The organism is Arthrobacter sp. NPDC057388, from assembly GCF_042668165.1.
GTDB lineage: Bacteria > Actinomycetota > Actinomycetes > Actinomycetales > Micrococcaceae > Arthrobacter.
Window position 1 is genome coordinate 1 of record NZ_JBHVBL010000024.1, and the last position, 20,965, is coordinate 20,965.

The 20,965-nt window shown below is 65.4% G+C and carries 22 protein-coding genes; 2 read left to right on the forward strand and 20 right to left on the reverse strand.

Annotated elements, in window-relative coordinates:
• Positions 1-38: 38 nt before the first annotated feature.
• The 7 genes from ACFUTU_RS12635 to ACFUTU_RS12665 all read right to left on the reverse strand — a co-directional run bounded on the left by ACFUTU_RS12635 (position 39) and on the right by ACFUTU_RS12665 (position 10,928).
• On the reverse strand, positions 39-2,828 hold the full coding sequence (locus tag ACFUTU_RS12635; RefSeq protein WP_377964714.1) for an AAA family ATPase: 2,790 nt from the start codon (positions 2,826-2,828) through the stop codon (positions 39-41).
• 330 nt (positions 2,829-3,158) lie between these two features.
• Entirely contained in the window at positions 3,159-3,365 is a 207-nt protein-coding gene (locus ACFUTU_RS12640) for a hypothetical protein (protein ID WP_377964716.1), read from the reverse strand.
• Between the two features lie 107 nt (positions 3,366-3,472).
• The gene (locus tag ACFUTU_RS12645; RefSeq protein WP_377964718.1) at positions 3,473-5,407 is read right to left on the reverse strand and encodes an AAA family ATPase; all 1,935 of its coding nucleotides are present in this window, start codon (positions 5,405-5,407) and stop codon (positions 3,473-3,475) included.
• A gap of 149 nt (positions 5,408-5,556) precedes the next feature.
• Positions 5,557-7,248 carry a hypothetical protein gene (locus tag ACFUTU_RS12650; protein ID WP_377964720.1) on the reverse strand — a complete coding sequence of 564 codons (1,692 nt, stop codon included), beginning with the start codon at positions 7,246-7,248 and terminating at the stop codon, positions 5,557-5,559.
• Positions 7,249-7,351: 103 nt separating this feature from the next.
• A complete protein-coding gene (locus ACFUTU_RS12655) occupies positions 7,352-8,593 on the reverse strand; it encodes an AAA family ATPase (RefSeq protein WP_377964722.1) in 1,242 nt (413 codons plus the stop codon).
• Positions 8,594-8,810: 217 nt separating this feature from the next.
• Positions 8,811-9,842: a hypothetical protein gene (locus tag ACFUTU_RS12660; RefSeq protein WP_377964724.1), complete on the reverse strand. Its 1,032-nt coding sequence runs from the start codon at positions 9,840-9,842 to the stop codon at positions 8,811-8,813.
• A 141-nt stretch (positions 9,843-9,983) separates the two neighbouring features.
• Entirely contained in the window at positions 9,984-10,928 is a 945-nt protein-coding gene (locus ACFUTU_RS12665; protein WP_377964726.1) for a hypothetical protein, read from the reverse strand.
• 171 nt (positions 10,929-11,099) lie between these two features.
• On the opposite strand from ACFUTU_RS12665, the gene ACFUTU_RS12670 reads away from it, so the two are divergent.
• Entirely contained in the window at positions 11,100-11,657 is a 558-nt protein-coding gene (locus ACFUTU_RS12670) for a LysM peptidoglycan-binding domain-containing protein (protein WP_377964728.1), read from the forward strand.
• A 70-nt stretch (positions 11,658-11,727) separates the two neighbouring features.
• Here the strand turns inward: ACFUTU_RS12670 and ACFUTU_RS12675 are convergent, their stop codons facing one another.
• The 7 genes from ACFUTU_RS12675 to ACFUTU_RS12705 form a co-directional block, all read right to left on the reverse strand.
• Positions 11,728-12,069 (reverse strand): hypothetical protein, encoded by a 342-nt coding sequence (locus ACFUTU_RS12675; protein ID WP_377964730.1) that lies wholly within the window; start codon positions 12,067-12,069, stop codon positions 11,728-11,730.
• On the reverse strand, positions 12,062-12,358 hold the full coding sequence (locus ACFUTU_RS12680) for a hypothetical protein (protein ID WP_377964732.1): 297 nt from the start codon (positions 12,356-12,358) through the stop codon (positions 12,062-12,064). The genes ACFUTU_RS12675 and ACFUTU_RS12680 overlap by 8 nt, the downstream gene beginning before the upstream one ends.
• A 216-nt stretch (positions 12,359-12,574) precedes the next feature.
• Complete coding sequence (locus tag ACFUTU_RS12685) at positions 12,575-13,102, reverse strand: hypothetical protein (RefSeq protein ID WP_377964734.1); 528 nt, start codon at positions 13,100-13,102, stop codon at positions 12,575-12,577.
• Positions 13,103-13,271: 169 nt separating this feature from the next.
• On the reverse strand, positions 13,272-13,679 hold the full coding sequence (locus tag ACFUTU_RS12690) for a hypothetical protein (RefSeq protein ID WP_314191950.1): 408 nt from the start codon (positions 13,677-13,679) through the stop codon (positions 13,272-13,274).
• Positions 13,680-13,819: 140 nt separating this feature from the next.
• A complete protein-coding gene (locus ACFUTU_RS12695; RefSeq protein ID WP_377964736.1) occupies positions 13,820-14,458 on the reverse strand; it encodes a hypothetical protein in 639 nt (212 codons plus the stop codon).
• Positions 14,455-15,576 carry a hypothetical protein gene (locus ACFUTU_RS12700; RefSeq protein ID WP_377964738.1) on the reverse strand — a complete coding sequence of 374 codons (1,122 nt, stop codon included), beginning with the start codon at positions 15,574-15,576 and terminating at the stop codon, positions 14,455-14,457. The genes ACFUTU_RS12695 and ACFUTU_RS12700 overlap by 4 nt, the downstream gene beginning before the upstream one ends.
• Positions 15,576-16,109, reverse strand: a complete 534-nt coding sequence (locus ACFUTU_RS12705) for a hypothetical protein (protein WP_377964740.1) — start codon at positions 16,107-16,109, stop codon at positions 15,576-15,578. Before ACFUTU_RS12705 ends, ACFUTU_RS12700 begins: the two co-directional genes overlap by 1 nt.
• A 345-nt stretch (positions 16,110-16,454) precedes the next feature.
• Between ACFUTU_RS12705 and ACFUTU_RS12710 the strand changes: the two genes are divergently transcribed.
• Entirely contained in the window at positions 16,455-17,444 is a 990-nt protein-coding gene (locus ACFUTU_RS12710) for a hypothetical protein (RefSeq protein ID WP_377964742.1), read from the forward strand.
• A gap of 15 nt (positions 17,445-17,459) precedes the next feature.
• Here the strand turns inward: ACFUTU_RS12710 and ACFUTU_RS12715 are convergent, their stop codons facing one another.
• The 6 genes from ACFUTU_RS12715 to ACFUTU_RS12740 form a co-directional block, all read right to left on the reverse strand.
• Entirely contained in the window at positions 17,460-18,119 is a 660-nt protein-coding gene (locus ACFUTU_RS12715; protein ID WP_377964744.1) for a methyltransferase, read from the reverse strand.
• Positions 18,120-18,296: 177 nt separating this feature from the next.
• On the reverse strand, positions 18,297-18,632 hold the full coding sequence (locus tag ACFUTU_RS12720; protein WP_377964746.1) for a hypothetical protein: 336 nt from the start codon (positions 18,630-18,632) through the stop codon (positions 18,297-18,299).
• Positions 18,625-18,936: a hypothetical protein gene (locus tag ACFUTU_RS12725; RefSeq protein ID WP_377964748.1), complete on the reverse strand. Its 312-nt coding sequence runs from the start codon at positions 18,934-18,936 to the stop codon at positions 18,625-18,627. The genes ACFUTU_RS12720 and ACFUTU_RS12725 overlap by 8 nt, the downstream gene beginning before the upstream one ends.
• Positions 18,933-19,181, reverse strand: a complete 249-nt coding sequence (locus ACFUTU_RS12730; RefSeq protein WP_377964750.1) for a hypothetical protein — start codon at positions 19,179-19,181, stop codon at positions 18,933-18,935. The genes ACFUTU_RS12725 and ACFUTU_RS12730 overlap by 4 nt, the downstream gene beginning before the upstream one ends.
• The gene (locus tag ACFUTU_RS12735) at positions 19,178-20,479 is read right to left on the reverse strand and encodes a replication-associated recombination protein A (RefSeq protein WP_377964752.1); all 1,302 of its coding nucleotides are present in this window, start codon (positions 20,477-20,479) and stop codon (positions 19,178-19,180) included. The genes ACFUTU_RS12730 and ACFUTU_RS12735 overlap by 4 nt, the downstream gene beginning before the upstream one ends.
• Positions 20,476-20,934, reverse strand: coding sequence for a hypothetical protein (locus ACFUTU_RS12740; protein WP_377964754.1), 459 nt, complete (start codon positions 20,932-20,934; stop codon positions 20,476-20,478). Before ACFUTU_RS12740 ends, ACFUTU_RS12735 begins: the two co-directional genes overlap by 4 nt.
• Positions 20,935-20,965 lie beyond the last annotated feature (31 nt).

A 20,965-nucleotide genomic window follows, 5' to 3' on the forward strand; every position in this document is an offset into this window, starting at 1 on the left:
CTCTTGTGGAGGTGGAGCGCCCGCGCCGGTGCCGTGGGTCAGACGGCTTCTGCGATCTGCTGCTGGTCGCCGGCGGTACCGGCGTCCTCGTCGTCGATCAGAAGGGTCGGGTCGATGCCCGCAGCGCGCTGCGCGTTCTTCTCGTCACGCTCGGTGAGGGCGTTGACGATCTGCTCGTAGCTGCTCTGGATCGGCGGGTTCTTCGCCGTGCCGTAGGAGAGCACGTACTGGCTCTTCATGGCGCGCGTGAACGCGACGTAGAACATCCGCTTGGTGTCCTGGGTCATCTTCGCGTCCTCCTTGTACAGGACGACGACGTTGTCGAACTCGAGGCCCTTTGCACCGTGGATCGTCGAGACGACGAGATCGGCCTTGGACTCGAGGTTCTTCCGCTTGCGCTCCTGGTTCTTCTGCTTGTTCACATTCAGCTTCTGCTGGTTGCGCGAGATTTCGAAGGACAGGAGGTTGTCGCGGAGCCGGTCGAAGAACACGTTCGCAGGCAGGCTGCCCTGGTTGCACAGGGCGACCCAGCCGTTGATCGTGGCGCTGTTCTCGACCCACCATTCGGAGATGGTGCGCAGGATCGCCTTCTCGACGTTGACGTTTCCGGCATTCTTCGTCAGCTTGCCCATGTTGTCCTTGATCCCCTGGGAGACCACGAACGAGGCGTTGGCCGGCTGGACCTGCAGGACATCGTTCCAGAAGAACTTGATGTACTTCGAGAAGATGTCCGTGGCGTAGACGCGGTCGCTGACGAGCGAGGCCACGTGCCTGTTCGGGTAGGCCTTCTCGAGCACCTCCTGGATCAGCGCCACCTCACGGCGGGCGTAGGCCAGGAAGGCCACCTGCTCGCCGCGGTCGAGGCAGGCCTGCACGTACGCCGGGATCACCGTGTTGCGCACGATCGGCTGCAGGTCGTTGGCGATGAAGCCGGTCAGGCGCGCCACCTCGTGGTAGTCGAGGGTGACCTTCTCCTGGAAGGAGTCGGCCGTGGGCACCGCCAGCGAGTTGGCCTGCAGCTGGATGTTGGCGAACTGGTTGGTCTCCAGGCCGCCAAGCACGACGTTTGCAAAGTCCAGGATCTCCTGGTTGCTCCGGTAGTTCGTCGTGAGCCGGAAGGTCGCGAAGACCCCCGAGCCCTCCAGCGTGTTGAGAGCCCTAGGGTTGGCCGAGCGGAACTCGTACAGCGTCTGGCTGGCGTCGCCGACGATGAACAGCGACTGTGCGTGCTTGGTGATGTACTTCAGCACGTAGATGAACTCGAAAACCGAGTTGTCCTGGACCTCGTCGATGATCAGGTACTTGCTCTGCACGTGGGCAGGCTCGGACATGTCGTCGATCTTCTGGTAGCAGATGATGATCTGCAGCTCCAGCGAGGTCTGCTCGATGCGGTCGAGCAGCGCGATCACCTCGTCGAAGTGGTTCTCGACGAAGGTGTTCAGGGCCGTGAACGCGCCGGTCTTGTTCTGGTCAACCTCCAGCAGGCGGTGGCGGAACGTCGCCGCGAACTGGCTGTTCGGGTAGAAGATGTCGATCGAGTTGATGATCGTGTCGATGGCCGAAACCTTGTGGGTCGGGTGGTTCATCGAGTAGATGTCGATGATCATCTTGGCGATCGTCATCGAGCCGACGTTCGGGTTCTTCTCCGTGATGTTGTCAGCTGCTGCGTTGGTGAACGACAGCACGGTGATGTCGCTGGCGGGCACCCCGCAGGTCTCGAGGTACTTGATGCGCTCGAGGATCACGGTCGATTTGCCCGTACCCGCGCCGGCCTGCGTCATCACCAGCGGCTCGTGTGTGCTGAGTGCGTCGAGCTGCTGCTTGGACAGGTGCGGCGGGAACACCGCGGCCGTGGCCGGCTGAGGCGGCGTGATGAGCTGGCCCTTCATCCGCTCCAGGTGGTCGAGGGTGTGGTTCATCAGCAGGCTGAGGTTCTGCTTGGACAGCTTCGCCGCGATCGGCGCGGAGAATGTAGTGTCCAGCTGCTGGTGGATCCGGCGGTACGCCTCCAGCGGGACGTTGTAATTCTCCAGGTAGCGCAGCTGCACCGCGAGCATGTTCAGCTGCTCCTCGGTGGGGCTGGCCGGCATGTCCTGCACGTACTGGCAGACCGTATCCGAGATGGCCTCGGAGTCCCAGATCCGGGCCAGGCGCGTGATGCGCTCGTAGATCGGGTACTCATCCATCCAGTCGGCGAGCTTGTCGAGGTTGGTGGCACTCAACCCTGCGGCCGAGAGCACATCTTCGATGAACTCACGGGCGTTCTCGGCAGGGCTGGTGTCCCACTGCAGGAACACAGCTGCGTCGTGGTTGCCGTAGCCGACGGAGCGGGACACCGAGACGGCGCGCTCGGGCTCGGCCACGCCCTGCTTGAGGAAGTAGAGCTCCAGGCGGTACTGGATCACCAGGTCGCGGCGGATCTTGTCGCCGGCTTTGTCCTCGTAGACGGTCAGGGCCTGGGGGGTCATGTCGAAGTGCACGTCCCAGGAGTTGGCCGGCGTCGGAAGGTCGAGCTCGAAGCGGTCATCGACATGTGGCACCGGGAGCGTGAACGAGCCGCCCGAAAGCAGGGAGCGGCGTGTGATCGGGGCAAGCGGCACCAGCGCGGTGGTGATGTCGTGGTGGGTCGAGCTCTGCTTGACCTCGATGTCGCGGTCCACCGCGTAGGCGGTGTTGGTCGCAGTGTTGATCGGCCGCAGGCTCTCGTTGAGCAGGCCGGTCTTCTTGCCGGACCCGGTCAGACGAGAGGAGAAGAACTTCGGGTCGACGGTCTTCTGGGCAGCGACGGCGGCTGCGGAAAGGTCGATGTCGTCAAGCAGGATAGGCATGGTGTCGTCTTTCTTCGAACGAATCAGTAGGCAGGTCGAGAGGGTTTATCGAATGGGAGCCGCATAGACCATTCTCACAGGAGACGAATGGTCAATCGAATGCTCGTAGACGAGCGTTTGGGTCACGGGCGCGGGCATGAGAGCGGGAGGGCTCGCCTCTGGCGACGAGCCCTCCCGCGCTCCTCTCAACCCACCCGTCAGGGGCCGTGAGGCCCCTGAATCCGGGCGCAGCGGCGTCAGCCGCGCGCACACCCGGACACCGCGCGCTACCCAGGCGCGCGGTCGTTCATCGCAGGCTCACCTCTTGGGTAGGCCCGGCGGGAAGCACCTTCATTCGGCGTTCCAGGGATTGGCCTTGGTGACGGACCCCGAGGGGTCCACCTCGACAAGGCCGAGCATGAGCACGAGATCACGGCAGTCGGCCGCGTCCTCGGAGTGGGCGGAGACCAGCAGCCGTGCGTCGTCGCAGATCTGCTCGCTCCTGTCTTCGGGCTGTGCTGCACGGATGGTGGCGGTGCTGGTGGTCGTGATGGTCATGGCAGTGACGTCCTTGCTTCCTGTGGTGGAACGCGATGCGCGCACGCACAAGCACCCCCACCCCGGGTATCCGGGACAGGGGTGCTCGAACGCAGTGTGGTGCCGGATCAGTCGACGGACAGTGCTTCCGGCTCGTCGGAGACGGCGGCCGCAGGTGGTGCGGACGGGACCGGCGCTGCCTGGGCGGCGAGCAGCCGGTCCTCGATCCACACGCGCACAGCCTTGCCGGCCGGACGCGCACCCTGGGAATCGACGTAGGTCTCCTCGGCGACGGCATGCAGCTCGTCGTCGGGGATCGATGCGGGCAGGGCCTGGCCCAGGCGCGGCCTGGCGTCCAGGATCCGCTCGCGCTGGCGGTCGTACTCCGCCGCGAGGATCTCCCGGTATGCCTGCTCGTCGACCGGGTTGAAACCCACTACGAGCGAGAACCGCCCGAGCAGCTCCGCGTCGAAGAACTGCGCCAGCTCCTTGGTCAGGGACCGGTGGGAGACGGCCGGCGGGGCCGAGCCGAAGCCGACCGGCTTGCGGTTCAGGGCTTCCCGCGCGGCGTTGGTCGTGCAGATCACCAGCGCCTTGGAGAAGTCCAGCACCTTGCCGTGGGCATTGCGGATGTAGCCCTCGTCGAACGCCGAGAGGAACAGCCTCTGCACGGCCTTGTCCGCCTTCTCGAACTCGTCGAGCAGGATCACCCGGTGGGGGTTGGACTCGAGCGTGTCGAACGGCAGCTCGCGGTTGGAGTCCGAGCCGACGTAGCCCGGAGGTGCCCCGACGATCTTCGCGGTGTCCGAGGGAGTGTGGAACTCCGTCATGTTCAGGATGATCGGCTCGGTGCCGGTCATCTGCTCGGCGATGATCTTCGCGGTTTCGGTCTTGCCCACGCCCGAGGCCCCGGCGAGCATCCAGGTCATCGGAGTCGAGGTCGGGAACAGGTCCAGCTCCTCGCGGGCCAGGCGGTCCACGAGATTCTCGAGCACGTCGTCTTGTCCGCGCAGGCGGCCCAGCAGGGTTGCCCGGAGGGTCGCGACGTCGAACTCCGGGCGCTGGGCGTTGCCGGTCATCAGGCGCTTGGCGACGTCCAGGACGCGCTTGGCGGTCAGCGGCACCTGCGGGATCGACCGAAGGGTGTTCACGAGTGCCGTGTCCCCGGCGGCCTCGGCCTGGACGATGAGCTTCTTCTGCTCCAGCACACGGTCGGCCATTGCCCGGTCCAGCAGCGTGATGGCGCTGTCGGGGCGGTGCTGCCCGGCACGGGAGTTCTCCTCCGCGATCCGGACGGTCTCGGCCAGGACGTCGTCGGAGACCGCGATCTGGTGGCGGTAGTGCGCCACCAGGCCCGGCCGGACGCTGCCAAGCACCGTGAGGGTCTGTTCGACGGTCAGTTCGTCGACGATCAGCGGGGTGAAGCGCCGCGCGAAGGCGGGGTCGTCGTCGAAGGCCCGGGACTCGGTGGAGGTGGTGGCACCGATGACGCGCATGTCGCCGCGGGCCAGGGCAGGCTTGAGCACCTGCGAGACCTTGCGCAACACCGAGTCGGTGTGGGAGGTGGATCCACCGGTGATCTGGTGGATCTCGTCCATGAACAGGATGACCTTGTTCTTGGGGTCCGAGGCGAAGTCGATGACGGACTGGACCTTCTCCTCCAGCTGCCCGACGATGCCGGAGCCGGCGACGAGGTTGGTGATCGGCAGTTCGTAGACCGTGAAGCCCTTGAGCTGATCAGGGATGAGGGTGTCGCCCAGGGCGATCCGGCGGGCGATGTCCTCGACGATGCGGGTTTTGCCGACGCCGGCGGAGCCCTTCAGGAGCACGTTCGGCTTGTTCCGGCTGATCAGAACGGAGAGGACCTGCTCAATGAGCGCGTCGCGGAACAACGTCGGGTCGGCGTTCTTGAACTTCTCGTTGTAGTCGACGAGGAGCTCCTTGACGGCGTCGCCGGGCTGGCTGGCCTGGCTGGGCATGCCGCCCATGGGCGGGAAGCTCGGGGGCGTGCCGCCGCTGTTGGTGTCGTCGTCGGAGCCTGACGTGAAGTTGTTGAGGCCCATCGCGGGGTCCCTCCTTCGGTGGGGTTCGCCGGGCGGCGCGCTGGGTGGGCGCGCCGGAGTGCCTGGCGTGGATACGGGTAGGTGTGAGGGAGGAGGAGACGCCGGCCGGTCAGGCCGGTCGGCGTCTCCCCCCGTGGCCGAAGGCAGGGTCAGAGGACCATGCCCAGCAGCTTCTGCCGGATGCTCGGGTCGATGTGCTGCATACCGTTCGCGTACGTCTCGGCGGAGCGGACCATGTACTTCCAGTCCATGGCCGAGCACGGGGCATAGTAGAGGTTCGGCGGATGCTCTTCTCGCCTCGAGGGTGGGTACCACTCAAAGTCGGTGATCATCAGCGACAGCCGGCGCTTCCGTACCGGGGAGGCGTTGATGTAATCCCAGACCTGCTTGAACTCGGTGCCGCCGGTGACCTTGGGCACCTTCCGGAACTCCTGCCAGATCTGCCGCGTCGACTTGTTCTCGACCTTCAGCAGCGTCTCCTGGGAGAGCATGTGGCTGAAGGAGTTGAAGTACAGGTTGACGTTGAGCTTCTTGGCGATCCGGATGAGCATCAGCACCGCCTCCTGGTAGTTCTCCTCGGAGATTGACCCGGAGGTGTCGATGAAGACGTGCAGGTCGGGCATGTACTGCACCGAGGTGATCCGGCCCGGCTTGTTGAAGTCATCCGGGTTGCGGCGGTTGGCCTTGAGGAAGGTCGTCTTCGTCGTCCTGTAAACGTTCTGGGACTTGTTGACCTTGCCCATGCGCTTGAGCGCATGCGTGATGTCCTTGAACAGGTCCAGCTTTGTGGGCGGGGCCTTGCGGAACTTCACCTGGGCCGAACGCGAGCCGGGCTGGCCCGGCTGCTGCCGTGCGCCCATGGCGGCAGCCCTGGCAGCTGCCCGCGGGAGCGAGGTCAGCTTGGACAGAGCGGCGTTGGAGACGACTTTCACGGGCGAGGCGAGGGACTGGTTGATGAGGTTCCACTCCCCCGTTACTTTCGCGGCGGTGGCGCGGGCGTGGGCCTCGACGTTGACCAGGACCACCGACCGCGGGCAGAACAGCTCCCCAACGGTAAACGGCATGATGCCGGCGTCGAGGGCGGCCGCGCCTGTTGAAGCGGCCTTGCGCTGCTGGTCGACGTAGGTCATCAGCATGCGGATGACCAGCCGGGCGAAGGAGAACTCGTCGTTGCCGTCGGAGTCGTCCTTGCGCAGCAGCAGTGATTCGGTCAGCCCCTTCAGCGAGAGATTGGCAAAGTCGTTGAGCAGCCGGAGGGTGTCTGCGGGCATGGCGTTCGCGCCGGCCATCGCCTGCACCTGCTGGCTCAGCCAGATCTTGAAGCCGTCGAAGGCGGCAGAGGACTGGAACCAGAAGCCGAGGGTGTTCGGGTGGTAGGTGTAGGCGACGGAGGCGAAGAAGGCGCTTTCGTCGGCGGAGCCGGCGAGCAGACCCTTGGCCGCGGGGATGACATCGTTCTGGGCTGAGTAAAGGACCCGGGCTGACGGCGCGGGCCACTTGTTTTGCTGCCCGGCCTGGACGGCGAACAGCTCACCCACCGGCAGGGGCGTGCCCTGGTCATAGCTGACCAGGGTCTGTCCGAGCAGCTCCTTGGCGTTCTTCTCAGCGGCCGGGTCCATCGTTTCGCCGAGGCAGCGCATGACGATGTCCAGGACGTCGCCGGTGATGTCGTGGCCCGAGCCGTCGACGATGCTGGCCGGAGCGCTGGGGTTCAGCGGCTCCAGCAGCGGGTCGACCAGGACCTTCTGGATGGCCGGCATGGGGTCGTAATCGCCCGTGCACGAGATCGTGTGCAGGGCGTCGAGCACCGCCGGCTTCTGGTTCGTGACGGTGATCGTCATCGTGGTCTCCTAATGCGGTCTGAGGCGACGGGTGTCGTGGGGTGGCGGGGAACGCTCCGGAACGGAGCCGGTGGCATCCCCCGCCACCCGGTGCCGGGTCTGCTCAGAGGAAGGCCGACAGGGACGGCTTGACCGCGGCCACGATCGGCGAGTCGACCTCGAGGAACGCCTCCAGGTTCTGCCGGTCGAACTGCCCGGTGGTCACCAGCTCGAACAGGGTACGGGTGTGCTCCGGTTCGATCTGGACGGCCGCCTGGGCCAGCTGCTCGATGAGGCGGGAGTTGTCCTCCTTCTCCTTCATCGCGTAGAGCAGCGAGCCGGAGACCTCGTTCTGGGTCAGGCCCGAGATCTGCGCGGCGAGGTCGGTGACCGTGCCCGCGGACTTGAGGGTGGCGTAGCAGTTCGGCTTGGGCACGTTGACACGGTTGTGTGCCGGGCCGCCCGAGTTCGAGGCAAGGTCTTCGGCGATGACCGCCACGAGCTGGGTGGTGAACATGGTGTCGCCGGTGAATGCCTCGATGGCCTCGTTGAGCAGTGAGGTTTCGCGGCTGCCAATGTGGACCGGGGTCGCGAGGTGGCTTGCCAGTTCCTGGCGGTCGACCCTGTTCAGCCACCGCGAGAGGTGGTCGATGGTGCGCGGCGTGGTGAGCTGGTTCATCTCCTCGCCGCCGTCGAAGAGTTCGGCCATGGTGACGTTGCCGTCGTCGTCGTCGTCGCGGCCGTCGGCCACGATGGCGTTCGGCGTCGACTTCTGGAAGATGAGTCCGGGGTGCTGGGTGAGGACCTTCTTCACCCAGGGGTTCAGCGCGTCGCCGAGGACGGACATCAGGGTCGCTGCGTCGGGCTCGACGTGGAAGATTGCAAAGCGCGAGAGCGAGGCCTCATCGAGGGTCGTGACGTTGCCCTTGTCGTTGCCCGCCACGACGAGGCGGACATTCTCCGGCAGTTCGATGTGGCCCATGCGTCGCAGGGTCACCAGGGTGAGCGCGCCGGAAGTCACGTCGGAGGTCGTGCGGTTGATCTCGTCGAGGAAGAGGATCGGCCACTCGCGCGGATTCTCCAGCGCGTAGTCGATGCACTCCTGGATGACCTGGTGCGGGTAGAAGACCTGCTTGTAGGACTGTGTCCCGTCGCTCTTTTCGTACGGCACCAGGCGCGCACCGGTGAGGTCGGCCTTGTCGGCGAGCTGGTTGCAGGGCAGGACGAAGGCTTTGGTGCCCATCGAGTAGGCGAGGGCCTCGACGAACGAGGACTTGCCGATGCCAGGCTCGCCCATGAGTGCGGGCGTGGCCCCGACCTCGAGGGACTGCTGGATCAGTGTCGTCAGGGTGTCGTTGAACTTCATGGGAATGTCTTTCTGGTCGTGGGTGAGCTGTGAGCAGGTGAGACGGGAGACGGACCCACGGCAGGGCTGAGAGCCGTACGGGACATGTCGGAAGCAGGGCCTCAAGGCCCGGTGACGGGGCGGTCGGGCTCAGAAGCCCACCGCCTCTCCATCCCCGATCGGGCTCCGCCCGATCCAGTCTTTGTTCCACCGCCAAACCGATGGGCAACCCAGGAGGTCACCCCGCTTCGGCGGTGGCCTCCCGTGCCGCTACGAGAGCCGCAGCACGGTCCAGCAGGAAGGGCCTGCCGTTGCGCATCTGGGCGTGCTTGGGCCGCGGCTCGATGACCGCAAGTGAGGTCTTGTACAGCAGCCAGGCCTCGTCACCGGAAGAGAACTGCGCGCCGAAGGACCGGTAGGTGCGCAACGGCAGCTGCATGCCGGTGTAGAGCACGCCGAGCACCGAGAACTCCCAGCGGGAGCGGTCGTTGTCGAAGTCCTCGGGTGTCTTCAGCCGGTCGCGGGAGCCGGCCAGTGTCTGCTCGACGATGGCCTCGGCGTACGGGATGTCGGGCATTTCGCCGTCGGTGCCGACAGCGGTAGAGGGGATGCTGATACTCGGCTTGGCCTTCGCTGCCAGCTCCGCGTACAGGTCCTCTACCGAGGAGAACCAGCCCGAGGACGGCCGTGCTGCAACGTGTTCGACGATGGGCTGCGGCACCGGATTGCGGGTGAAGGTGCACCAGTGGTCCAGAAGGATCTCGTACCAGCCGTGTTCTTCGCGCAGGACGCGCTTGTCAGCGGCGATCGGGAAGTCGTGGAGGTTGGCGGGCAGCGGGGCGACCAGGTGGAAGCCCCGGCCCGACATCGACAGCTCCGAGTACAGGATTCCGGGCAGGCGCAGAATCTCCGCGGCCACGTCTGCCGGGCAGCCGGGTTCCACGTCGATTACCACCAGGCCGTCCGAGGGTGCCTGGAGGTAGAACGCCGCGTTCGCCGCGTTCGGCAGTGTGTCGGCGAGCTGGTCGAGGGTGAGCAGGCAGGTCGCGTCCAGGGCGAACGCTCCGCGCAGGGGCCCTGCATGGCGGCAGCCCGCATTGCAGCCGTCGAGCAAGTGTCGGACGTCAATAGGTGCCTTGCGGCCGGTGTCTTCATCGTCGAGCTCGCCGAGCCTGCCTGAGATGGTCCAGCGGCAGGCGGTCGCCAGGGCGCGGATCGCGGGGTTGTCGTAGAAGCTGGGGAAGATCGCGCGGGGATCGACGGCGGTCACATCAATGCCTTCTTGTCGGGAGCGGATGAAAGCAGAGCCGCGTTGCACCGCGGCTCTGAAAGACGAGACCCCCGTACGGCGTGGATGCCTGCACGGGGGTCTCGCTGGGGTTCGGTCGGTCGGGTCGGCCTTGGATCAGCCCTAGTAGGTGATCCCGGCCTGCTGGGCATCGCCGGAACCGCCCCACGGGCCCTGACCGGCGGGAGCACCCACGGCCGAGCCCGCATTCTTCAACTCGGCGTTCTCACGCTCGAGGCGGGCGAGCTTCTGCTCGGGCGTCTCCTGCTGCGGCTGCACCGCGGGGACCGGGGCGGGAACCGGAGCCGCGGGAGCCTCCGGAAGCACTGCGACCGGTGCGGTGGCAACCTGCGTGTGCACCTGGGCCGGAGCCGGTGCTGCGACTGGAGCCGCAACGGCGGGCTGCGGGGCCGGGAAGGACAAGCCGTCCTCGACCTCGGTGGCGACCGGCTCCTCGCCGTTGCCGAAGGCGGACTCCGTGCCCGGCTGGGCCTGGACCGCGCGGGGCGGGGTGTTGAAGACGATGCCGCGGGCCGCGAGCTCGCCGCTGGCAACGCCACCGGCGTTGTAGTAGCGCGGGGTCTCGTGCACGATCACCTGGTCGAGGGAAAGGCCGCGGTTGGCGAAGTTCTTCGGCTTGTAGACGCGCAGCACGAGCGTCACATCCAGGCCCTGGGCCAGCTCCTGACCGGAGGTGTCCTGGTCGTAGGTGCCATCGCCCTTCTCGGACGGGATCGCGATGATCGGCAGGTTCGTTCCCTTGGAATCGATCGAGTAGTTCGCGCCCGAGGCCGGGTTCTTCTTCGAGGTGTAGCGGCGCTCAGAGACGAACTGCTCTTCGACCGTGGGGTTCGCCGGGTCGGCGAACTGCACTTCGGCCTCGGTGATCGTCGCAGTGGTGTGCGGCTTGCCCACGGGGCTCATGCCGTTCTGGACCTTGCGCTGGTCGCTGGCGGCGAGGGCGGCCCCCTCGATGAGGCTCGTCAGCCGGGCGAAGGCGAGCTTGCCGCGGATGAAGACGCTGGTGCCTTCGGTGAGCTGGTTGGCGGAGATGGCGTAGTTGGCCATGGCGGTGGGTTCCTTCTGTTGAGTGATTCGATGGTTCGTGGCGGCCTGTCGGACTGATCTATGACTCGTCCATTCCTTCTCCTATTCTATCAAGATGCACTGGACTACGAGTAGAATGTGCATGAGGACTCGAATGGTCGGAAATGACGAGCAAGATAGAGAGGGACAGGAATGACGGATACGATGCACAGGCCCGAGGAGAAGGTCGCTGATGCGGCTCCCCCGGCCCGGGTGGCGGTGCAGCGGAGGGACCGGCTGGGGCCTCTCGGGTATGGCGGTGGACCGGTACTGGCGGCTGGGCTGATGGCCGGCGGGGCGCTGCTGTTCGCAGGCTGGGGCGCGACGCAGCTCCTCACTGCTGACCGGAACCCGGCGGGCAATGCTGCGGCAACTTCCCAGCACGAGGAGGGCACCGTGACGGTGACCCTGCCGGACCGGGACCGCAACGGGGTCCCGGACGCCTTCGAGGACAAGGCCGGCGACGGGGGGTCCACAAACGGTCAGGGTTCGGGTACCTCAGCGTCGGGCAAGGGTGACGAAGACAAGCCGGCACAGGTCCCCGAGCCGAAGCCTCAGCCGCGGGTGTACGTGATCCAGTGGGGTGACACCCTCACGGAGATCTCGGCGGAGACCGGAGTGCCGATCGGGACCCTGGTCGAGGAGAACCGGATCCAGGATCCGAATCTCATCTATGCCGGAGCTTCTCTGCTCATTCCACCCACGGCGTGAGCACAGGCCTGGGGCCCGGACAGCGCTGAAGGTCAGCGTTGCCCGGGCCTCTTGCTGTGTCCGGAAACGGTCAACCGGCGGGTTCTGCAAGCATCTGCTGCAGCGACCGCAGCCGCAGCAGCTCTTCCTGCATGCTGGTGACGTCGTCCGGCTCGTAGTCCTGGGGATAGTCGAGCTTGTATTCGCCGAGCAGCTCGATCTTCGCCTCGACGAGTCCGCTCAGGTCAAAGCCGTCGACAATTGCCTGGGCAAACTGGAGAAGGCCTTTTTCGTAGGGCACGTCCGCACCCAATGCCCAGCAGAGTGCCTCAAAGCAGCTTTCGTCGTCGTCTACGGCGATACCGTGGGCGCTGATGACGCTATTGGCGGCTTCTTCGGCGGCATCCTTGATGGCGGCGCTTGCATCAGTCATCGCCTTCGCTCCCTTCTTTTTGCCGGACGTTGCGGGCGGGCGTCTGGATGTCGAGCCAGATCTGCATGGCCTCAAGGCCTGTGGAGGCTTTATCCTGCGCATCGAGCTTGATAAGGGTCGTCCACCCAAGCTGTGTGAGCGTTTCGACGGTGAATTCGCCGCCGTTGAGCTCGAGAACCCTGTACAGTCCCGATCCAGGGACTTCGTAAATGGTCTGACCGGCTCGATGGGTTTCACGCAGTCGCTCGTACTTGACTGGCAGCTGGGCTGCGCGGAGAGGGACGGTCATGGGCTACTCCTGTGGGTCGAGGCTCTCAAGAACAGACGATTCGGTAACGGTGGCCGCGCCGCTCACCGCGCGGCTGCGACCACCACGGAACGACCCCCGGGACCGGCGTGAGCCGGTCCACGGTCTTTCCACCGATTCCCCCGGGACGCAAAAGACCCCGCCTCGGCCGAAGCCGGGCGGGGTCGATCGAACGCCAGAAGAAGTGTTGCGTCGCTCTCAGGCGGCGTCGGTACCGGCCTCACCGGGATCTTCGGCAGCGTCATGCTTGCCAAACAGGAAGCCCCGGGCCTGGCCGCTGGCCATCATGTCTCCGAGGTGCGCCAGGAGCACCGCGCGCTGCGTGGTCCGGCGGTCCTCCAGCGGGTCGTAGTCGCGCAGGGCATCCAGGTTGACCACCCAGCCGTTCTCGCGTTCGATGGCTTCTTCGAGTTCTGACCCCGCGGTGACGGCCAGGCCGGTGAAGTCATGGTCGAACTCGGGCGTGACGTCGAGTCGCTGTGTCGGGTCGTCGATGTAGAGCGTGTCACCGAACAACAGCCGGCCGGAACGGTCGAAGCCTGTGAGGAAGACGCGATCGGCGCGGGAGGTGTTCTCGACATGTACGGCGGCCACCGCGTCGTTGGCGAGGAAGTCTGTCTGGCTCAGACGGGCGTGGGTGCGTGAGCGCGCCTCGTAGCACCACATGATCGACCGGGCTTCGTCGAATCCGTGGAACTCGTCGGAGGGGGGCTGCATTTCGACCATCTGATGCTCCTTCACGGGCGTGATCACCTTCGTCCGACGGGACATCACGATGTACGGAATCGCCGGGCTGTGGTTCCCATCCTGCCACACGAGTGGAAAAGATTCCACTCACATACCAAGCGCCGGCACGAGGACGATGTCCGCAGGGCAACGAGACCCCGCGGCGGGATCAGCCTTGAGTGGTGTCAGGACCCTTGGGCGGGTCGTCGAGTTGCTCGCTCTTGCGCGCCAGCTCCACAATCGCCCGGATGCTGGCCAGCGCGCCGTCACTGAGCCCGTGCACACGCAGGGCGATGGTGCGCTCCTGCGGGGTCAGCTCCTTTTCGGTGGCGCTGTCCGGTTCGTCCTCCTCCAGGAAGTAGGACAGTGGGACGTCGAAGGCGTCGGCCAGAGCTCTGAGGTGCTGCAGGCGGGGATTATGGGCTTCCCCCTTGCGCAGTTGCTGCAGGTAGCTGAGCGACATCGAAGAGATGCCGCGCTGCTCCATCCTCTGGACGATTTCCTGCAGGGTGACGGGGCGACCGTGTGGTCCCGCCGTTTCCGCGAACAAGCGTTCTAGTCGCTGGGCGATGGTCACGGAGCTGAATCCTCCTCGTGATTTCAGACATGAAGTCATCGAGGCGAACGGTGCACGCGACGACACCTTCATACTAGTGGAAGATCTTCCAATGCGGTGGCATCGGCAGATTGCCGGTTGCGCCGGAGCAGCAGCCAGCCCTAACCAGCGGCGGGCATGAACGCACTGGCTCCAAGCATTACGGCGGCCGCCAGGCCGGATCCAAGTGCGAGCTCAAGGCGTGTGTGGTGCTTCAGCTTCAGCCGGGCGAAGGCGACCACCGGCAGCAGGGCTGGGAGGGCGAGCAGCCACCAGGGCGAGAGCAGCATTGCCGCGAGGACGATGAGGGAGGTGAAGCAGAACGCGTGCATGGAGACTTTCGGTCCCAGGAGAGTCACTCCCCCGGCGAGGACGAGCCCGGCGACCATCGTTGGCAGGATCCACAGCAGCGGGCGCGGCGCATCCAGCAGCACCGCCGTTGCCATGCCGCCAAGCACAGACGCCACGCAGACCAGGAAAACCCACCAGCGCTGATCCCGCCGGGTCACATGCCGGTCGGTGAGCTGCTCGCGCTGCACGGCGACATGGATGGCTGCCGTCGGGATCACTGCGCAGAAGGAGCCGATCAGGATGCCCCATCCGAGACCAGCCCAGGTATCCGGGTGACCTGTGACGCCGCAAAGGACGCAGATGAGGAACACGGACACAGCGGGCGCGAACAGGTCACTAAGGATCCTGGCGGCCCGGGTCGCAGGATCGTCGGTCGCGGGGATGCGGATTTCCATTCCGTTCCCGGTCATGGCTTTTCCGTCCCATTCATCGCACTCATCGCTACACGGATCTCGTAGAGGCTCTGCACAGAGGCGGACAGGGTTTCGTCGTCTTTCAGCTTGAGCGTGCGGAGCCGGCTCAGAGCCAGTGTGAACCACCCGAGGGCGGGCACGGCGTTCTCTCCGCTGAGATGGCGGACCAGTCCCGCTGACAGATGTGGATCCTCGGGGTGCTGCCTGTGCAGGGGTTCGAGTGCGGGGTCGTGGTCCTCGCGGATGAGTCTGAGCGCGTCGTGGGTCTCGATGGTGAGCCTTGAGAGTGTCATCAGCTGATCGAAGTCCTGCCGGTCTTCGGGCGGAAGCTTCACGTCGGGGTGAAGGGTGGTGGTCGTTCGCCACAGAGGCACCACGACCTCGTGCGCGAGGCGGAGCGCGAGCCTCAACTGTGTTTCTATGCTGATGCGGCGGATGACCCCCGTTGCGAGTCCCATGAAGAAGAAGCTGACAACGGTGACGAGGAGCTGTGTCCTCAGTTTAGTTCCGCCGACGACCGGACTGCCAAAGAGGTCCAGGAGTGATGAGCCGATGAACAGGGCAGATCCGATGGCTCCGGTAAAGACGAAGGCAACCGGAAGGCGGGCCGAGAAGGGTTGGTTCTTCTGCGTCATCGTCCGCCAGCAGCCGACGGCAACTACGGCAGTTGCCGCGGCGAATGCAGAGAGGTACAGGAAGTTGTAGGAGATCAGGGCCATGGCCTGACCGTGGGCAAGGGCGTCGTCGATGTCGACACGGTCGTAGATGGTGCCGTCAGCCTGGAGGGGGATGAACCACACCAGTGCGGTTTCGCCCAGGGCAATGAGTCCGGCGAAGAAGTAGACGTTCCGGATGGCCCGTCGCGACAGCGGAGTCGCCCGGAAGGTGAGAATCAGCAGAACCACGGATACCTGGGCGGCCAGGATGGCCAGGCGCTTGAGGAGGTCGATGGCCGGCCCGTCGATGGGAGGCTCCATTCCGCGGCAGACCGTGGCGATGAAGAGCGCGATACAGGTGACCCTGAGAAGGTTGACCCGGCGTCGACGGCCTTGATAAAGGGCTGAGACGATGATGATCAGGCTCATGGTGATACCGACAATGATGATTTCAGTCATCAGATCTCACCGTCCTCGTTTGATCCGGACAGGAAGGCGAGCACCTCGCTGTGTTCCTCGGATGTCCGCCGCCGACGGTGCAGGGCCTCCATCAGGCGCATGCCGGTGGTCTCGGCGCGCTTTTCCACGGGGTTGTCGAACATGCTGCGCAGGTGTGTGCAGTCGGTGTCGGCGCGGACGTCGCCGTGCAGGATGTGGGCGTACTCGTGAAGGATCGTCTGCTCCTTGTTGAGGGGCGGGAGTTCAGGGTCGTAGAAGACGTGGGCCACTCGTCCAATGACGGTGGTGAGCCCGCTGACCTCATGGTGGCGCATTTCGTCAGGGATGGGCCTGATCACGATTCCGAGGCCGCATGCTGCGGCAATGGCGTTGCCGAGGGCCTCAAGGGTGGTCTCAGAAGGCCAGTCGAAAGCGTCGAACTGATGGTGGTCCTGGTCGAAGCGCACAGGCTGGTTCTCGTGGCGGCCGGAAGGCCGGCGCAGGCGCGCGAAAAACCGGATAGGCTCGACAAGAGTCGAAATGAAGGCAGGCATCAGCGATCCTCTGTAATGAAGAGAAAAGAGACACCGCCAGTCGTTTGCCAACGAAGGGGTTCGAGTCCCGTAACTTGGTTGTAAAGATATTATCGCATAGCGGGGATCGACGTGACGGAAGTGTCTCAAGCACGACATCCTGGGTGCAGCGCACCGGTGATCGGCGCAACCCGTCCCTTCGGCGGGTCGACAGGCTCGACATCTACGAACCCGGTATTAGGAGGCGTCTAGCCTGTGGGAGCATATTTCGACGTTGGATCATGGGGCCTGTTTTGCGGCCAGGACGGCAGGCAGCTTGTGCTGGTCGGCGACGAGCCTTGCGGTCCGAGCTCGGCCAGAAAGCAGATGCGACGGATCCCAAGGGAACTGCTGCTGGAGGAGGACAGGCTCGCACAGATTTACCGGACCAGGACAGGCATCGCGGAGAAGGTGATGCACGACGGCCAGGAGTTGTCCGTGATCGTGCAGCCCAAACTGTCCCCGCGCTCCGGCAGCGTTGTCGGCGCATTCGCCATTGTTTTGCCGGCGGGGGCGGCCACCCCGGAACTGCCTTTGGTCGGCGGTTGGGAGTGGGAGATTGAGCTGGACGAAAACCTCCAGCCCACACCGCAGCGGCGCACCTACTGGGACCGGGCGCTTTACGACATCTATGCGGTGGAGCCCGGGGTTGACCAGCAGAGCCGGGGTTACTGGCAGGCGGGCGAATGGGCCAATGAACTCATCAGCAAATCGGATCAGATGCGCGTCAACAGCTTGGTCCGGGACGGTATTCAGGAAGGCCTGACCGGCGTGGGTGAGATGGGCGTTACGGGCACCATCCGCTGCCTGACCTACGACGTGGTCACCGGGTATGGCTCCGAGGTACGTGGACGCAAGCACCTGCGGCTGGTCGGTCAGATCGTGCCCGTCAAGCCTGGCGATGAGAAGATCCTGATCCAGGGCTTCAGCTACGAGGTGCCGGATTCCTTCCATGACATGGCATTCGTGCGGGACGTCAAGGCCGGGCGTGTGGACGACGTGCTGCGGGGTGTCATGTCACTGACGCGCGAGCCGATGGCAGTTGTCGACGTCGAGACCCTGGAACTGCTGATGACTTCGACCTCGTGGCGTGAGGGCGGCTTCGGCCATGTCGGCGGCCTGGGCCAGTTCACAGTCGATAACTGCGAGGAGGTACAGGCCTTCATTCGTGCCGCTGCGGAAGACACCGAGAACTCACGGTTCATGCAGGTGGACCTGCGCCGGAGCGATGGTTCGGTCCAATCCATCGGGATGACGGTCCTAGGTGTGCGCTCCGGCGTGCAGGGACGGGATGCGGTGCTCCGGCTGGATCTTTAGGGGGAGCCTCTTCCTTCAGCGGCGTGGTTCGCGCGCGCTGAACACTGCGACGGTTCCCACGACGTTGACCTCGACTTCCCGGAAGGCAGCCTCCAGCGCCGCCCGGAGGCCATCGGCGTCATCGGCACGGTTGTGGAAAATCCCGAGCCGGTTGTAGAGCGCTATGAGGCCCTTGCCTCCCAGGTTGTGCCGCACGCCGGTGCCCAGGATGGTCGCACCGAACAGAACTCCGTCGTCAGCAAGCCGCTCGGCAAGATGGCCAAAGGCTGCCCCTTTGTCGGTCCAGGTGCCGGGGACGCAGTGGAAGAGGTAGTTCACGCCGATTGAGTCGAACAGGCCGATGTCTTCCGGGAGGGGTTCGAGCACGTTGGCGACCAGACGACTGTGCGTGACGCCGGCGATCCTGGCGGAGGCGCTGTCGAGGCTGTTGGAGTTGAGATCCATCAGCATAACGTCTGCGTCCTTGTGCAGCTGTGCGTTGGCGAGGTACCAGCCCGTGCCGGGCCCGACGTCCAGGTGGCGGCGGCCAAGGAGGCGGTCGTACTGGGCCAACATGAGAACGCTTGGGCAGCGCCAGGCCAATGAGTTGGAGAGCCGGACGACCACAAAGTCGTAGATCCCGAGGATCGGCTTGCTGTAGACGCCAGCGCCGCGGCGCACTTCCTGGTCGTTCATCTAAGGGAACCTATCGATTGTTGGTACGTGTGCAAGGGAACGGAGACACTGGCGGCGCTGGTAGGCAGCGCTCCTCGCGAAAGGCCGCCGGTCTCCGGCGCGCGCTTCGTGCGAATCGGTTCGATATGTGATCCTAGTGGAATCTGTTCCACTGGAGAAGTCGCACCGACACCCGTGTCAGGGCATGATGACCTCGCGTGAGGCAAGGTCGGAGAGGGTGGCCGGATCCGGGACAGAAGTGTCCAGGCAGTCCTCCTCGCAGAGCGAGTCGATGAGCGGGTGCGACTCCATCGCCCGACGGGCCGCGTCCGGCGAGACGAAGATAACGGCCGCATTCGGATGGTTCCGGCGGTTGAGCAGGACATATCCCAACTGTCCGGGCTCCCCTCGTTGCATGCGCAGCAGGTCCAGGCGCAGCCGGGCCTGGGCCTCGACGGCTGTGACGTCGATGCCCAGCTCCCGCGACAGCCGCTCGTCGACGCTCCCGCGCGGGTCCGGGGTCCGTTCAGCCATGGGAAGTCGATCCTTCCTGACGGCTGTCGGCCGTCGCCGTGTTCATCGCGCGCAGGGACTCGAGCATCCGGCGCTTCTCCTCCTCGATCTTTTGCAGGTCGATGCCGAACCAGTCGGCGAGCACCTGCTGGAGGCTTTTCGCCACGGGCACGAGTTGTGGTTCCCGGCGGTCGTCGAACTCCCGGTATTCGGCCAGCACGTACGGTCCCTCGTCGAGAAAGCGCCCGATGGCCTCGGACTCATCTACGACAGCGGCCTGTTTGGCGTGTTCGGGATACGGCTCTGTGGTCTTGCTGCCGCTCATTGCTGCGTTCCTTCCTGGTCGGGTTGGTTCCGGTGCGCCGGGCACAGTGTCGGCCCCACGGACCATCCGCGCCCGGCGAGCACGGCGGTAATCTCCTCGTCGGTCATGCGTGCACTGTTCTCGACCCGCTCCCTGGCGCTGCAGGAGAAGTCCCCGGCGATGCACTCGACGAGGGCGTACTCCGGCCCGCGGTCGTGCTCGGCGAGGATGGCTCCCAGCGCGGGCGGCATGTGGTTGGCGCTCATGGCTGTTCTTCCGGGTTGTCTGTGATGCGGCGGATGCCCGCCAGCCGGTTGGCGACGGTCTGCTCGAAGCCGTTGGCCGTCGGCCGGTAGTACTGGGTGCCGAGTGCGTGGTCGGGCAGGTACTGCTGGGCCACGACGCCGTGCTCGTGGTCGTGTGGGTAGAGATAGCCCTCGCCGTGACCGAGAGCCTTCGCCCCCGGGTAGTGGGCGTCGCGCAGGTGCACCGGCACGTTCCCGGTCCGGCCACGCCGGACGTCATCCAACGCCCGGTCGATGCCCCGGATGATGGCCGGTGACTTGGGGGCCGTGGCAATTGCCACCACGGCCTGGGCGAGGTTGAGCCGGGCTTCCGGCATGCCGATCAGCTGGACGGCCTGGGCCGCTGCCACCGCAATGGACAGAACAGAAGGATCCGCCATGCCGACGTCCTCGGAGGCGTGTATGACCAAGCGGCGTGCGATGAACCGGGGGTCCTCCCCCGCCTCGATCATCCGGGCCAGCCAGTGCAGCGCGGCATCCGGGTCGCTGCCCCGCATGCTCTTGATGAAGGCACTGACGATGTCATAGTGCTGGTCGCCGTCACGGTCGTAGCGCTGCAGGGCGGAGCCGGTGACCTGCTCCAACACTTCGCGGTCGATAACGCTTTTGCCGGCGGCGTGGGCCGTAGCAACGGCAGTCTCCAGCCGGTTCAGCGCCTGGCGCACGTCGCCGCTGGACAGCTCGGCGATGATCTGCAGCGCGGAGTCAGCGAAGCCGATGCCTGTGGCTGACAGAACCGGGTCTTCCTCCAGTGCCCGCGAGAGCAGGTTCACGACCTCGCGGGCTTCCACGGGCCGCAGGACCAGCATGATCGAGCGTGAGACCAATGCTGAGTTGACCGAGAAGCTCGGGTTTTCGGTCGTTGCTCCGATGAGGGAGATAACCCCTGTCTCGACAGCGGGCAGCAGGACATCTTGTTGTGCCTTCGAGAAGCGGTGGATCTCGTCGATGAACACCAGCGTCCGGGTGTCGTCGTCGTCGAGGACCTTCTGGGCTGCGGCGAGTGTCTTACGGACATCGGCCACGCCGGCGCTGGTCGCAGAGAGCTCGACGAAGCGGCGGCTGGTCTGCCGCGCGATCACCGAGGCGATGGTGGTCTTGCCGACGCCGGGCGGGCCCCAGAGCAGGACAGAGGTCGCACCCTCGCCCCGGGCGAGCAGCTCGAGCGGTGAGCCGGGAAAGACCAGGTGCTCCTGGCCCACGACCTGGTCGAGGGAGGTGGGCCGCATGCGGGCGGCCAGGGGTTGGGCGGCACTCATGGTCTACTCCTTTTTGGGTCGAGGCGATCGATCTCGGCCTGCACCCGGGCTTCTTCGCTCCGTGCCGCGGCGGTGCGCTCTCTGGCCTCGGCGAGCCGGGCACGGGCCTCGCGCAGCGTTTGTGCGTCGGACAGCATTTCGATGGCGCGGATCGCTTTGAGCACCGGCGCGGCTGCGTACGAGGGCACCCTGACGCCGATCTGCAGGTAGAAGTCGTCACCGTCAGATGCGTGACCGGCGCTGGGCGGCCGGCCGAATGCTGTCGTGCACTCCTCGTTCTTGCGCGTGTGGATCCGGCCGGCGAAGACCTGGGCAGCGGTCACGCTGCAGTCGGCGACGGCCGCCTGGATGGCCTCCATGACAGGTTCGACGAGTTGGGCGTCGGTGCGCTGCTGCGGATCGACGGTGGGCAGGAGGCCGGGGTCGAGGTGAACGTCTTCGATACGGGGGTGCATGGTCGCTCCTTTTGCGGTTCGGTCCGTGGTG

What these genes read in the sequence shown, in the direction of transcription:
- ACFUTU_RS12635 (WP_377964714.1), bottom strand. Translation starts at nt 2,828, where the DNA reads ATGCCTATCCTGCTTGACGACATCGACCTTTCCGCAGCCGCCGTCGCT.
- ACFUTU_RS12640 (WP_377964716.1), bottom strand. Translation starts at nt 3,365, where the DNA reads ATGACCATCACGACCACCAGCACCGCCACCATCCGTGCAGCACAGCCC.
- ACFUTU_RS12645 (WP_377964718.1), bottom strand. Translation starts at nt 5,407, where the DNA reads ATGGGCCTCAACAACTTCACGTCAGGCTCCGACGACGACACCAACAGC.
- ACFUTU_RS12650 (WP_377964720.1), bottom strand. Translation starts at nt 7,248, where the DNA reads ATGACGATCACCGTCACGAACCAGAAGCCGGCGGTGCTCGACGCCCTG.
- ACFUTU_RS12655 (WP_377964722.1), bottom strand. Translation starts at nt 8,593, where the DNA reads ATGAAGTTCAACGACACCCTGACGACACTGATCCAGCAGTCCCTCGAG.
- ACFUTU_RS12665 (WP_377964726.1), bottom strand. Translation starts at nt 10,928, where the DNA reads ATGGCCAACTACGCCATCTCCGCCAACCAGCTCACCGAAGGCACCAGC.
- ACFUTU_RS12670 (WP_377964728.1), top strand. Translation starts at nt 11,100, where the DNA reads ATGACGGATACGATGCACAGGCCCGAGGAGAAGGTCGCTGATGCGGCT.
- ACFUTU_RS12675 (WP_377964730.1), bottom strand. Translation starts at nt 12,069, where the DNA reads ATGACTGATGCAAGCGCCGCCATCAAGGATGCCGCCGAAGAAGCCGCC.
- ACFUTU_RS12680 (WP_377964732.1), bottom strand. Translation starts at nt 12,358, where the DNA reads ATGACCGTCCCTCTCCGCGCAGCCCAGCTGCCAGTCAAGTACGAGCGA.
- ACFUTU_RS12685 (WP_377964734.1), bottom strand. Translation starts at nt 13,102, where the DNA reads ATGGTCGAAATGCAGCCCCCCTCCGACGAGTTCCACGGATTCGACGAA.
- ACFUTU_RS12695 (WP_377964736.1), bottom strand. Translation starts at nt 14,458, where the DNA reads ATGACCGGGAACGGAATGGAAATCCGCATCCCCGCGACCGACGATCCT.
- ACFUTU_RS12700 (WP_377964738.1), bottom strand. Translation starts at nt 15,576, where the DNA reads ATGACTGAAATCATCATTGTCGGTATCACCATGAGCCTGATCATCATC.
- ACFUTU_RS12705 (WP_377964740.1), bottom strand. Translation starts at nt 16,109, where the DNA reads ATGCCTGCCTTCATTTCGACTCTTGTCGAGCCTATCCGGTTTTTCGCG.
- ACFUTU_RS12710 (WP_377964742.1), top strand. Translation starts at nt 16,455, where the DNA reads ATGCGACGGATCCCAAGGGAACTGCTGCTGGAGGAGGACAGGCTCGCA.
- ACFUTU_RS12715 (WP_377964744.1), bottom strand. Translation starts at nt 18,119, where the DNA reads ATGAACGACCAGGAAGTGCGCCGCGGCGCTGGCGTCTACAGCAAGCCG.
- ACFUTU_RS12720 (WP_377964746.1), bottom strand. Translation starts at nt 18,632, where the DNA reads ATGGCTGAACGGACCCCGGACCCGCGCGGGAGCGTCGACGAGCGGCTG.
- ACFUTU_RS12725 (WP_377964748.1), bottom strand. Translation starts at nt 18,936, where the DNA reads ATGAGCGGCAGCAAGACCACAGAGCCGTATCCCGAACACGCCAAACAG.
- ACFUTU_RS12730 (WP_377964750.1), bottom strand. Translation starts at nt 19,181, where the DNA reads ATGAGCGCCAACCACATGCCGCCCGCGCTGGGAGCCATCCTCGCCGAG.
- ACFUTU_RS12735 (WP_377964752.1), bottom strand. Translation starts at nt 20,479, where the DNA reads ATGAGTGCCGCCCAACCCCTGGCCGCCCGCATGCGGCCCACCTCCCTC.
- ACFUTU_RS12740 (WP_377964754.1), bottom strand. Translation starts at nt 20,934, where the DNA reads ATGCACCCCCGTATCGAAGACGTTCACCTCGACCCCGGCCTCCTGCCC.